At 55.1% G+C, this 11,762-nt stretch carries 11 protein-coding genes and 1 pseudogene; 5 read left to right on the top strand and 7 right to left on the bottom strand.

Annotation, left to right across the window (positions count from 1 at the left end; genetic code table 11):
* Positions 1-66: 66 nt before the first annotated feature.
* Both NL64_RS02065 and NL64_RS02060 read right to left on the bottom strand, forming a co-directional pair.
* Positions 67-1,504 (bottom strand): annotated as a pseudogene (locus tag NL64_RS02065) (IS1182 family transposase).
* Positions 1,505-1,687: 183 nt separating this feature from the next.
* Complete coding sequence (locus NL64_RS02060; protein ID WP_080757829.1) at positions 1,688-2,230, bottom strand: DMT family transporter; 543 nt, start codon at positions 2,228-2,230, stop codon at positions 1,688-1,690.
* A 100-nt stretch (positions 2,231-2,330) separates the two neighbouring features.
* On the opposite strand from NL64_RS02060, the gene NL64_RS02055 reads away from it, so the two are divergent.
* Positions 2,331-3,236 carry a LysR family transcriptional regulator gene (locus NL64_RS02055; protein WP_034146499.1) on the top strand — a complete coding sequence of 302 codons (906 nt, stop codon included), beginning with the start codon at positions 2,331-2,333 and terminating at the stop codon, positions 3,234-3,236.
* Between the two features lie 7 nt (positions 3,237-3,243).
* On the opposite strand, the gene NL64_RS02050 is transcribed toward NL64_RS02055, so the two are convergent.
* From NL64_RS02050 to NL64_RS02040, 3 genes are all read right to left on the bottom strand, one after another.
* Positions 3,244-3,660, bottom strand: coding sequence for a VOC family protein (locus NL64_RS02050; RefSeq protein ID WP_034146498.1), 417 nt, complete (start codon positions 3,658-3,660; stop codon positions 3,244-3,246).
* 96 nt (positions 3,661-3,756) lie between these two features.
* The gene (locus NL64_RS02045) at positions 3,757-4,479 is read right to left on the bottom strand and encodes a hypothetical protein (protein ID WP_034146497.1); all 723 of its coding nucleotides are present in this window, start codon (positions 4,477-4,479) and stop codon (positions 3,757-3,759) included.
* A 71-nt stretch (positions 4,480-4,550) separates the two neighbouring features.
* Positions 4,551-5,057 (bottom strand): DMT family transporter, encoded by a 507-nt coding sequence (locus NL64_RS02040; RefSeq protein WP_034146496.1) that lies wholly within the window; start codon positions 5,055-5,057, stop codon positions 4,551-4,553.
* A 342-nt stretch (positions 5,058-5,399) separates the two neighbouring features.
* Here NL64_RS02040 and NL64_RS02035 point away from each other — a divergent pair, with 342 nt between their 5' ends.
* On the top strand, positions 5,400-6,308 hold the full coding sequence (locus NL64_RS02035) for an MBL fold metallo-hydrolase (protein WP_034146495.1): 909 nt from the start codon (positions 5,400-5,402) through the stop codon (positions 6,306-6,308).
* Here NL64_RS02035 and NL64_RS02030 read toward each other — a convergent pair.
* A complete protein-coding gene (locus tag NL64_RS02030) occupies positions 6,302-7,198 on the bottom strand; it encodes a LysR substrate-binding domain-containing protein (RefSeq protein WP_034146494.1) in 897 nt (298 codons plus the stop codon). The two genes, NL64_RS02035 and NL64_RS02030, sit on opposite strands and share 7 nt — an antisense overlap.
* Before the next feature lie 243 nt (positions 7,199-7,441).
* Between NL64_RS02030 and NL64_RS02025 the strand changes: the two genes are divergently transcribed.
* Positions 7,442-8,815 carry an IS1182 family transposase gene (locus tag NL64_RS02025; RefSeq protein ID WP_034146493.1) on the top strand — a complete coding sequence of 458 codons (1,374 nt, stop codon included), beginning with the start codon at positions 7,442-7,444 and terminating at the stop codon, positions 8,813-8,815.
* Positions 8,816-9,153: 338 nt separating this feature from the next.
* Here NL64_RS02025 and NL64_RS02020 read toward each other — a convergent pair whose 3' ends face one another.
* On the bottom strand, positions 9,154-10,170 hold the full coding sequence (locus NL64_RS02020) for a GlxA family transcriptional regulator (protein WP_034146492.1): 1,017 nt from the start codon (positions 10,168-10,170) through the stop codon (positions 9,154-9,156).
* 95 nt (positions 10,171-10,265) lie between these two features.
* Between NL64_RS02020 and NL64_RS02015 the strand changes: the two genes are divergently transcribed.
* Positions 10,266-10,982: an NAD(P)H-dependent oxidoreductase gene (locus tag NL64_RS02015; protein ID WP_034146491.1), complete on the top strand. Its 717-nt coding sequence runs from the start codon at positions 10,266-10,268 to the stop codon at positions 10,980-10,982.
* Between the two features lie 94 nt (positions 10,983-11,076).
* Complete coding sequence (locus tag NL64_RS02010) at positions 11,077-11,757, top strand: glutathione S-transferase N-terminal domain-containing protein (RefSeq protein ID WP_034146490.1); 681 nt, start codon at positions 11,077-11,079, stop codon at positions 11,755-11,757.
* Positions 11,758-11,762: the final 5 nt, after the last annotated feature.

Raw genomic sequence — 11,762 nt, 5'->3', positions numbered from 1 at the left:
CGTAATGCCGTTTGGGCCGCGTCAGCGGCCCAAACGGCTTCTAACTTGCGAGCCAAGCGGCTGGGTTCACGCCCTGATCGCCTCAAGCAGTCCTGCGATGCCGAAGATGCTCATCATTCGTTTGAGGTTGTAGGCGAGCACGTGAAGGCTCATCTCAGTGCTCACCCTCGGCAGGGTTTTGGTCAGGAAGTGAGTACTTCCCATCCAGCACTTGAGCGTTCCAAAAGGATGTTCAACGGTCTGTCGACGAACCCTCATCATCGCTGGATCATGTTCTAGCCGAACCTGCATCGCGTCGACTACCGACTCATGTTCCCAGCGCTTCACACGGCGCTCCTTACCCGTCGTACATTGCTTTTGCATTGAGCAGGACTGGCAGCCTGTGAAGTAATAACAATGCAATAACATGCCGTCTTCCGTCGACGAATGTCGCCTGGTTAGTAACTGCCCCGCAGGGCATCGATACTCGTCCGACGCCGCAAGATAGATGAAGTCCTGCTTGCCAAATCTGCCTTCCGCTTTGCTGCCAGATGTGAGGGGTTTCGGTACGAAGGTAGTGATGCCAGCTTGCTCGCAAGCAAGGATTTCCAGACCTTTGTAATAGCCTCGGTCGGCCACCACCGTTAGCGATTCAGCTCCGATTTCTTCACGCGCCTGGTTCGCCATATTGCTCAGCTGCCCGCGATCATTGCCAACGTTGGTCACCTCATGGGCAATGATCAAATGGTGTTTGTCGTCGACAGCGGTTTGTACGTTGTAGCCAACCGTTCCGGTGCCTCGGCCGCTCGTGGCCATTGAGCGTGCATCTGGATCGGTGAGGGAGATCTGCTGGTCTGGACTTTCGTGGAGCTGCGCCTCGATTTCCTTGAGTTTCTGCATCTGTTTTTTTCAGTGTTTCTATCTTTTCTTTAAGCCGCTCTGCTTTGGCCTCGGCCACTTCGGGCGTTGCCCGATCCGCCGAATCCATAGCCGCCAGATATCGATCAATGCTCTGCTCGATCTGCTGCATGCGTGCCTTCACCTTGCCCTGAGTGAAGTTGCGGTCGCGATTATTGACGGCTTTGAATTTGCTGCCGTCGATGGCGATGATCGATTGGGAGAAGAGATTGAGGTTGCGACAAAGAACTACGAACTGGCGGCATACGCTGCGAATGGCTTTGCCGTTGTCTTTGCGAAAGTCGGCAATGGTTTTGAAGTCCGGAGCCAAACGCCCCGTTAGCCACATCAACTCGACGTTGCGCTCGGCCTCACGTTCAAGTCGGCGGCTGGACTGAATCCGATTGAGATAGCCGTAGATATAGATCTTCAGCAACACCGCTGGGTGATAGGCCGGACGACCCGTTGCGGCAGGATCGATGCCCTCAAAACCAAGTGCGCCCAGGTCGAGTTCATCGACGAAAACGTCGACCACACGGACTGGATTTTCTTGGGTCACGTAATCGTCCAGGCACTCCGGCAGCAACGTGACTTGCGTCCGAGCCTCACCTTCAATAAATCGCTTCATGATCGCCCCCGCTACGATCTCGACGATCAGAAGATTAGACAATTGCGGGAGTTTTCACACAGCCTGGACCCATAGCTGCCTGTCAGCACTGACAGAAAACGGCCAAAGCGGACGATAGGAGCAGGGGGCTTCGATTAGCTGGGTGCAGAGCCGCCAGTCGACTCAAGCGATGCCCCTGCATCCTTAATTCAACGTATTTCTATCCGACACTTGCTCTGTAAGCACTTCTTTGTCCTTCCATGCAGACTGTGAAACACCAAGACTGCAGAGCTGTGCGACGACCAGGCCAAGCAGCATGATTCCCACACCCATCAAACGCCCAAAACTGACTGGCTTTGCCGTCAATCCGAGCAGGCCAAAGTGGTCGAGTAGCAGCGCTGCAATCATCTGCCCGGCTATTACACACAGCAGGAACCCGCTCGCTCCGACTTTTGGTAGTAGCGCTAAGGAAGTAGCCACGTAAACGGCCCCTGTCACACCACCGATCCACATCCACCACGGGCCGCGTACTGCACTTTGGAAGTCAGGCACGGGCAAGCGCATAAGGACGACCACTATCATTATCGCAACGACGCCGATGCTGAGCGCGACAGCGGCTCCCCATAAAGGGTGGCCGAGCATGCGTCCCAGCGTGGCGCCGCTAGCGGCTTGTATCGGGATCAGCGTGCCCGCCATGAAGGCTGTCAGCATTGGTAAAAAAAGATAAAGCGCTGTTTTGCCTACCATAAATTTCTCCGTTAGACAGGTCGCTCAGCGTTCGGCGTACGTGCCTGTTCATGTGTTAAATTGATTGAATTCACTACCTAGCGACTCGAGTATTCATTCAATGGATGAACTGCGCAGGATTGACCTCAATATGCTGGTAACACTTCATGCGTTATTGGCCGAAAAACACGTCACGCGAGCGTCTGTCCGGCTGCATAAAAGCCAGCCGGCAGTCAGTCATGCTCTCGGCTTGCTCAGAGCCCATTTCGATGACCCTTTGCTCATACGGCGCAACGGGTCATTGGTTTTAACGGCAAGGGCACAAAGTTTGGCTCAGCCGCTTCAGGATGCATTGGGCAACCTGAACTCGCTGTTGGGCGCTCCCGCCTTTGAGCCATCAACGGCAAAGGGTCGTTTCAGATTGTCGCTATCGGACTATGCCGCGCGAATCCTTCTGCCTCCGCTTACCCGGAAAATTCGCCATGAAGCGCCGGGAATTGATTTGGCCATCAGCCAGGCCAGTCGAGAAATGATGATTTCTCAGCTTCTGGACGGTGAGCTCGACCTTGCATTGGGCATCTTCCCCGAAGTTCCGGGTGCCATTGCGCTACAAGATCTTTTTTCCGAAGGATTCATCTGTCTCGCCGACAAAAAAGTACTGCCCGCGCAAGGGGGGCTTTCATTGGATGATTGGCTATCTCGCCCGCATGTCATGCTCGCGCTGCGCCCTGATGCGAACGATGAGATTGAGCGGGCGTTGGCCACCCAAGGTTTGAAGCGTCACATTGCCTTGGCATTGCCCCACTGGAGCGCTGCAGTCGACGTGCTTGCAGGTACTGATTTGATTCTTACGGTCGCCAGTCGCGCGGTAGGCCCGATGCGAAATCACAAATCGCTGCGGCAATTCGACCCGCCCATTGATATCCCCCGATTCGCCTATCAGCAGGCTTGGCACGCCAGGAAAGAGGGGGATGCCGCACATCGCTGGCTGCGCGAAGCAGTTTTCGAATGCTCTCAGCCAGGCTGACATCCCGTCAGGGTTGCAGGGCAGGGCCTTTCAGCTCGATCTGATTATCATCGGGGTCATTGAGATAAATCGACAAACCTGTTCCCTCCGCCCCATACCGCATCACGGCCTCTTCAGCAGAGACACCGGCAGCAGCCAAGTGGCGGAGAATGGCCTGTTCATCAAACGGCGCAACGCGAAGGCAGAAGTGATCAACATTGTGTCTTTGCTTACCCGCCGGCTGCCCACCCTGACGACCGATCGGCCCGTTCACATCAACCAGGTCAATCATGGATGTCCCTGCGCTCAGATGAATCATGCCAAGGTCGTCACGGCGCTTTTTGACATCACATCCCAGTACGGATGTGTAGAAAGCCAGGCTGTGCTCAATGTCCTGCACCCGCAGTACAACATGGTCGATACGTTGAATTGAAAAACTGCGCATTACGATCACTCCTGTCGGATCACTGATTTGAGTCCCCATCCAGTTTCGAATCTTCAGATGGGCACTCTTCACGATGCGTGCACCAAGTTCGACGACTCAGTTGACCTTCGAAAACAGTTGAGGCACCTCACCCGAGAAGTCGACCCAAGGATTGGTATTGAGCAACTCGGCATGCGCCACACTGGGTTCATCGAAGCGAATGGTGAAGCTTTCCGGCCCATGGGCGTAGGCAACAATAACGCCTTGGTGCGGATCCATGTAGCCGGCGTGCATGCCGAAGCCTGGATAGCTGAGGCGCACGGCAGGCCCTTCAGGATTGATCTCATGCACAGTCAGACGTGCGAGGACGCCATCTGACAGCACAAACATCCAGGTGAAAGCACCACCGGATACCACCGTCATCACTTCATCAATGCCCGCGCCATTTTCCGAAGTGTTTACATGAAGACGACCATAACGATTCAGAGCCCAAGTCCGCATCTCTGGGGTCATGGCTTTCATGTCGTAAACTTTTGGATAGGGCGCGGTATCTCCCTCACGAGTACCCAGGTAGCCACCACGGTGCACCTCAGGAGTACGGCCTGCGAGGTGGATTTGCTCCAACAGTTCAGCACGGTTGAGACTGAATATTGAAAGCAGCTTGTTTTGATCTTCTTCACTGATGGCGTTAATTAGCGATCCTTTGAGAATCGGCTTGGCTTCTTCGGGAATCGAGACAGTGCTGGCGCGCACACCCACGCTGCGCAAGACAGCGTTGACGCTATCGATACCTTCAACATCGGGACGGCCATCGCTGAACTGAAGTTTTACGAAGTTCATCTTTGTATCTCCTATCGTGAGTCAGAAAGTTGCGGTTGCGTTGCGGGTTTACATAAAACGGGTAGAGCGGGTTACTTGCTGATTTGGGTAGCGCTGTTATCAACCGTTGGAGTGCCGATACCCTGAACCATCAATACACCTCCAAAGATGAGCACGACCCCTGCCAGTCGAGTGAAAGTGATCGGTTTGTTGGGAAGTCCCATCAATCCGTAATGGTCAACCAGGACGGAAGCCAAAATCTGTCCCGCGACGACGAGCAGTAGAAATCCGCTAGCCCCTAGCTGGGGAGTGATGGCCGTTGCGCTGCCTACGTACACGGCACCCAAAATGCCGCCGATCCATAACCACCAGGATCCCTGCAAAGCCTTGCCGACATCCGGCGCAGCTACCCGCATGACTAACAGTGCAATCACCACCACAACGGAGCTGACGAACAGCGACGTTAACGCCCCCCAAAGCGGGTGCCCTAACGCTCGGCCCACGGCTGCGTTACTGGCGGCCTGGAAGGGCAGGACTGCGCCTGCCAGCAATGCGGTACCCACCGGGATAAGTGCGAGAGCTACTGCCTTACTGAACATGGCATTCCCCTTTGGAGATGGCTGGTTTCGATGGGCAAATACTCTCCAATCCACAGGAATTATGGAAATCACATGTTTTCACATGCATTATTCATATGATGGATAATTTGAAGGGGCGATGCCTTCTATCTCAGCTGCGCTCAGTAGACTGAACGGGGTCGATCTTCGACTTTTACTTTCAGAGATCGAAAAGGTAGCTGACGGTTCGACACACGCTTTAGTTGAACTGAAGTGTCCTGCTTTAAAAATCATCCATTGATGTGCGCACCGGTAGCCAGTCAGATAGGCACTGCAGAAAGCACTCTGCCATCCGCTGACAATAAGAGAAAAGGTTCGCACGCCATGCGCAAACTCGTAAAAGTCCTGACCCTAGTTTCCTCCGTTATCCTCTCCGCGCCATTTGCCATACAGGCCCAGGAAGCCTCCACTGCGCAAAGCCCGGCCTTTGTGGTGCATAAGTTATCGAACTTCCTCTACGCCATCGGCGAACCCAACTACTACCAGAAGAACTTTTCGTATTTGCTGGTGGGGGAGGATCAGGCATTGATGTTTGATTCGGGGGCCAATCAGAAAGAAGACATCACTTCGGTGGCTCGTAAAATCACTAACAAGCCGCTCTCGATGCTGCCCTCACACCTGCATTTCGATCACCTTGGCGGCCTGCACAATTTTAAAAGCATCTATTTGGTGGATACGCCCTTCACTCGTCAGTTCAGGGGAAAGGATGACTTCTACCGTGTTCCTGAGCCGGTTTACCTGGGCAACTTCGATCACATGGTCGTACCGCCCTTCAAGGTAGCGCGGCTAATACAGCCAGACGAGACCATCGACCTTGGTGGTCTGAAGGTGCGTCTGATCAGCGTGCCCGGTCACACGCGGGACGAAGTGGCACTCTTCGATGAGACGCACAACATTTTGCTGGCCGGGGATCACGTCTACCCGTCCTGGCTGTTGGCAGGAAATCTCAAAGACTACGTTGCTTCTCTCGACGCCACGCTGAAGGTTATCAATGAGAAGACCGCCATCTATGGCGCTCATGCGGACGAGGATCCAACCAAGGTGCCAGCCATGACCTACGCGGACGTACAGGCGATTCGCGACAAGATGGCTCTGATCCTGGCGGGGCGCGCAAAGGGTGAAGCGTTCAGCGATCCGGAACTGATCAAGAGTTCCGAGCTTTACAAGGTGGAGAAGGACATCAGCATTCTCACCAACATCCAGTTTACTGATGGTCGTGGCTACGGTTACTGATCGGGCTGCCCGGCTGTAGCGAGTAACCAGTCGATGAACGCCCGGATTTCCGGGCGTTCGCGCGCTGCTTCGGAACAGGTAACATAGTAATTGTGCAGCGCAGGCACGGTGATCGACAGCGGTCGCACTAATCGTCCTTCATCGAGATCGCGGGCGGAAACGAGTTCATCGCTCAGCGCCACGCCGAAACCGTCCCGTGCTGCCTGCAAGACCATGCCGAAATCTTCAAAGAAGATATCCTCTTCGCCGATACGACTGATGCCAACATCGGCCAGCCATTGCTGCCACTGGCGCTCATTGTCTTCGTGTAGAAGGCGGTGTCGAGCCAAGTCAGGCACTTCCCGAATGGCTTTCGGCCCTCGCAAGAATTGCGGACTGCAGACTGGCGTCATGCGAATGCCGTGCAGCAGACGCCACCATAAGCCTGGCCATGGCGGAGAACCGTAGACCACCGCGATATCGGCGCGACGCCAGTCTACTTGCGGTATGCCCGGGGCGGTGATCACGCTCACCCGCACCGAGCGCGACGCCTCCATGAAGCGCAGCAGCGGCGTGGTCAGCCACTCCACTCCCTCCGCAGGGGGAATGGACAAGGTGATCTCGACGACCTCTTGCTCTGCAGCGGAACCGGTCTGCATTGATGCCACCGCGTTGCTGATTTCGCTCATTGCGTTCGCTACATGCTTTTGTAGGAGTCGACCGTTGGCGGTCAGCACAAGTTGACGACCGCGCTTCTCGAACAGCTCTATTCCGAGGCTGGCCTGCAACGCTTTGACTTGCTGGCTCACTGCGCCAGTGGTGACGTGCAACTCAATCGCGGCTGTTGCCAGACTGCCCAAGCGGGCTACGCTTTCGAACACTTTAAAATTGTGCAAGGGGGGAAACGTCATTTCATCTCCGTAACAACAGCCCCTGCGGTCAGAGCAGGAACCCGACGAGGGCGAGCGTGTGTATACGTACATCGTCTCCCAATTTGCTATGACATGGGTACCCTGCTGGCACTGACTTTCCATGCCGCGGCCTTGTCCCGCAATGGAGTGAGTGTCAGCTTTTAGCCGATTCTGTTGAAAAAGTAGCTCCCCTGGCTGGCCTCCGGCAAAATCTCCGCATTGGCCGGAGGGGGATCACACAGCATGATGGGACAGTTATCGAGTGGGCAGGAGCGACTGTTTTACTCGTTCAACCTTGAAGATCACATCCCAGCCAATCACCTTCTGCGCAGCATTGATCAGTGTCTTGATCTGAGCGACCTGCGCCATTACCTCGCCGATTTCTATAGCCCGATTGGGCGTCCGTCGATTGATCCAGAACTGATGATTCGCATGCTGATCGTCGGCTATTGCTATGGCATCCGCTCCGAACGGCGGTTGTGCGAAGAGGCCCATTTGAACCTGGCTTATCGCTGGTTCTGCCGGTTGAGCCTTGAAGATGAAGTCCCCAACCACTCGACGTTTTCGAAAAATCGACATGGCCGTTTTCGGGACAGCGATCTGTTTCGCTGGTTGTTCAATGAAGTGTTGCGTCGCTGCATGGACGCCGGCCTGGTCAAGGGCGAAGGCTTTGCCGTGGACGCCAGCATCATCAAAGCGGATGCGAGTCGGCAGCGCGGCGTACCGGGTGATGAACCGGTCAACTGGAGCGATCCGGCCTTGAGCTCCCGCGCCGTGCGTGAGTACCTTGAAAGCCTCGATGAAGAGGCTTTGGCCGAAACGCTACCGAAACGCCTGTCGCTGACGGATCCTCAAGCCCGCTGGACCGCTGCTCCAGGCGGCCCAGCTTTCTACGCTTACTCCACGAATTATCTGATCGATACCGAGCACGGCGTGATCATGGATGTGGAACCCACACCGGCTCATCGAACCGCAGAAGTCGAGAGCACCAAGACCATGATCGAACGGGTCGAAGCGCAGTTCGACATCAAGCCAGAGCGCCTCATCGGCGACACCGCTTACGGTACAGCTCCGATGCTGGCCTGGATGGTGGAGGAAAAAGACATCGAGCCGCATGTGCCGGTGTGGGACAAAACCGAGCGCAAGAACGACAGTTTTTCGAGTAACGATTTCCACTGGAATGAAGAGGCTGAGGAATACCGCTGCCCGGCCGGCAACCCATTGCGCAGCGAATGGCGAGCCTTCAAGAATGAGCGTTCACACGTCACCAAAGCCAACACCATCATCTTCCGATCCCGGCAGACCGACTGCGCTACGTGTCCGATGAAAGCCAAGTGCTGCCCGAACACTGCGTTCCGCAAGATCGCTCGCAGCGTCCATGAAGCCGCTCGCGATGTGGCTCGGCGCATTGCAGCAACGCCGGCATATCAGCGCTCTCGCCACGAACGTAAAAAGGTCGAAATGTTGTTTGCCCACCTCAAGCGCATCCTGAAATTGGATCGCCTGCGGCTACGTGGCATGAGTGGCGCGACGGATGAATTCACGCTGGCCGCTGCGGTGCAGAACCTGCGACGGCTGGCCAAATTTTCATCTCAAGGGCCACCAGTCACGGGATAGGTGCGCCTGCACCAAGCAAAAAACCTCAAATTAACCCAATAACAGAGCAGCAAAGGTCACCGAAGGGCCGAAAAACCACTCAATGTGGTGAGTAGGTTCTCCGGTGGTGGTCGTGCCTGAGTTCAGGCCATTTGAAAATCCGACTTTTTCAACAGAATCAGCCGATCTCTGCCTGTCGCCACCATTGGCAGCGATGTCGAGCCTTCTACCGTAGAGCATGAAGGTCAAAACTACGGGGCATAGGTGAAATATAGTGCAAATGACCGATCAGCCTGAATGCATGCGGGTGGCCATGTGGAGCGCAAATTCGCAATTTCGCCCGTACCGAATGAAAACTGCTAAACCATCGCCATTGACGTAAACCGACTGCGGTAAGCCGCGGGTGTCGCCCCGACCTGCTTGCGAAACAGCCGTGTGAATGAACTGGCATTCTGGTAGCCGACCTGATTTGCGATTTCCTCAATACTGAGATCACCACTTTCGAGCAGGGTCATTGCAATTTCTATGCGCAAGTTCTGTAGGTAGGTAAGGGGAGTAGTTCCGAGCACGCTATTGAAGTGACGGATCAGGGTCCGAACGCTGACAGAGAGCGCAGCGGCCAGTTCTGGCAGGCTCACTTCCTCGGCGAAATGTTTCAGCAGCCAGTGCTGTGCCTTGGCAACCATCGTGTCGCTGTGCACGGTTTCCATCTGGAGCGGCAGATAGGGCAGTTGAGTCGTCTGGCTAGTATCAATCAGCATGGTCTTGGCCGTCAGCGTGGCCGTATTCGCGCCGCAAAAATGCTCCACCATTCGCACGGCCTGCAGCAAGTAAGACGCAGAGGCTCCTGCGCACCAGAGACGATCTTGCTCTGTCACCATTGATCTCAATTGCAAGTTGACGCCCGGGTAGCGTTCGCGAAACAACCTTTCCAGCCACCAGGTGGTTGTGGCTTGGCGACCCTGCAGTAGTCCGGTTTCTGCCAACAGAAAAGTGCCGGTGCAATTCGCCGCCAGCGCTGCGCCCTCACGCCATTGCGCCTTGAGCCATTCGCGCTGCGGCTCGGCCGCTTCCAGCATACGTTCGAAACCATCATGCCCAGAGTAATACAGGCCAGGGATGAAGATGATATCGAGCTTTTCTTCAGGGAGCGGTACGGCGGTATTTAGCGAAAGCCCATTGCACGCGGTTACCGGCCTGCCTTTGTGCGAAACGAATTGCCACGAAAACGAGCGTGCCATCGCAGTGCCCGTCTTATGTTGATGTCGACTCAAATGGGCATTGGTGACATGCAGCACATCGCCAAAACCAGCGAGGCTCGAGGCATAGCACCCATCAAGGGCAAGAATTGCTGCACGAAGAGGAGCCGGTTTCATGTTGGCAAAATCCGCATGTTATTAGTCAATAATGCCAATTTAGCACTGACTGCCTGTTCCGTACAGTGACCTCATAGTCACTCACAGGAGCTCCCATGAACGTATTGATCGTCCATGCCCATAACGAACCTCAGTCATTCAATACGTCGATGCTGAACCTTGCCGTTGAAGCATTAAGCGGACAGGGACACGACGTAATCGTGTCTGATTTATATGCAATGAAATTCAATCCCGTGGCCAGCGCTGACGATTTCCACCAGCGTGCTAATAGCGATCATCTTGTTTATGCGCTGGAGCAACGCAACGGCTACAGCACCGGAACGTTGGCATCCGACATTCTTGAAGAGCTGGACAAGATCAAGTGGGCCGATCTGATCATCTTCAACTTCCCGATTTACTGGTTCAGCATGCCGGCGATCATGAAGGGCTGGTTCGACCGCGTCTTCATCTCGGGCTACTGCTACGGAGGAGCCAGGATCTATGACCGTGGTGGCCTTAAGGACAAGAAAGCAATGCTCGCGTTCTCTCTGGGAGGTCAAGACCATATGTTCGGTCCTGGTGCGGTGCATGGCGAACTTGAAGCGTTGTTGCAGCCTATACAGCGCGGCGTGCTCGGGTATGTCGGCCTGACCGTCTTGCCACCCTTTGTGGCGTTCCACGTGCCTTACATCAGCCAAGAGGCGCGGCTGGAATACCTGGAACAGTACCGCCAGCACTTGCTGACGCTGGATCAACGGCCGTCGCTCACGTTTCCCTCGTTGGATGATTACGACGAGATTCTGCGCCCGCTAAACGCCTCAGTTTGTAGCTGATCATCTGCTGCGACCGCCTTGAACGGTCGCAGCTGACTAGAGCAAACATGAACTGTCAGCGGGAAGAACGCGTATCTGTTGTTGGAGAAATCTCATGATCGAACTGTATAGCTGGCCAGCCCCTAATGGGCATAAATTGCACATCCTGCTGGAGGAGTTGGCGATCCCCTATGAGGTTGTACCAATCGACATTACTAGCGGTGCTCAGCACACGCCGAGCTACAGGGCGATCAACGCGAATGGGAAGATTCCAGCGATCGTTGACCACGCGCCCTCTGATGGCGGCGGACCGGTAACAGTATTTGAGAGCGGAGCCATCATGATGTACCTGACGGAGAAGGAGGGACGCTTCCTGCCACAGGATGTGCGTCAGCGCATAGAAGTCCTGCAGTGGTTGTTTTGGCAGGTGGGAGGGCTGGGGCCGATGATGGGCCAGGCTCAACATTTCTTTCGATATGCGTCTGAAAAGGTGCCCTACGCAACTACCCGTTATCAGACCGAGACCAAGCGTCTTCTAAAGATCCTGGATGATCGGCTCGAAACGAGAGCGTACATCTGCAGTGATTACTCCATCGTAGACATGGCGTGCTTCCCTTGGATCCGTGTTCACAAGATGACGGGAATCACGCTCGATGACTTTCCGAACGTAAAAGCCTGGTACGGCAGGGTGCGTAGCCGGCCAGCAGTCGGGCAAGCAATCGAGCTTTTGAAGGATCGTTGGGTCGACGTCACTACTTCGGAGCAAGCCAAGCACAACCTGTTTCGGGCGGGGTAGGAGCG

It is taken from the genome of Pseudomonas fluorescens (assembly GCF_000802965.1).
Classification (GTDB): domain Bacteria; phylum Pseudomonadota; class Gammaproteobacteria; order Pseudomonadales; family Pseudomonadaceae; genus Aquipseudomonas; species Aquipseudomonas fluorescens_A.
Note: the sequence above shows the minus strand (reverse complement) of the source record. Positions and strands in the feature narration are given on the sequence as shown.

Bases quoted from the DNA above. Each gene is read 5' to 3' on its own strand.
- NL64_RS02060 (WP_080757829.1), bottom strand. From the start codon at position 2,230: ATGGTAGGCAAAACAGCGCTTTATCTTTTTTTACCAATGCTGACAGCC.
- NL64_RS02055 (WP_034146499.1), top strand. From the start codon at position 2,331: ATGGATGAACTGCGCAGGATTGACCTCAATATGCTGGTAACACTTCAT.
- NL64_RS02050 (WP_034146498.1), bottom strand. From the start codon at position 3,660: ATGCGCAGTTTTTCAATTCAACGTATCGACCATGTTGTACTGCGGGTG.
- NL64_RS02045 (WP_034146497.1), bottom strand. From the start codon at position 4,479: ATGAACTTCGTAAAACTTCAGTTCAGCGATGGCCGTCCCGATGTTGAA.
- NL64_RS02040 (WP_034146496.1), bottom strand. From the start codon at position 5,057: ATGTTCAGTAAGGCAGTAGCTCTCGCACTTATCCCGGTGGGTACCGCA.
- NL64_RS02035 (WP_034146495.1), top strand. From the start codon at position 5,400: ATGCGCAAACTCGTAAAAGTCCTGACCCTAGTTTCCTCCGTTATCCTC.
- NL64_RS02030 (WP_034146494.1), bottom strand. From the start codon at position 7,198: ATGACGTTTCCCCCCTTGCACAATTTTAAAGTGTTCGAAAGCGTAGCC.
- NL64_RS02025 (WP_034146493.1), top strand. From the start codon at position 7,442: ATGATGGGACAGTTATCGAGTGGGCAGGAGCGACTGTTTTACTCGTTC.
- NL64_RS02020 (WP_034146492.1), bottom strand. From the start codon at position 10,170: ATGAAACCGGCTCCTCTTCGTGCAGCAATTCTTGCCCTTGATGGGTGC.
- NL64_RS02015 (WP_034146491.1), top strand. From the start codon at position 10,266: ATGAACGTATTGATCGTCCATGCCCATAACGAACCTCAGTCATTCAAT.
- NL64_RS02010 (WP_034146490.1), top strand. From the start codon at position 11,077: ATGATCGAACTGTATAGCTGGCCAGCCCCTAATGGGCATAAATTGCAC.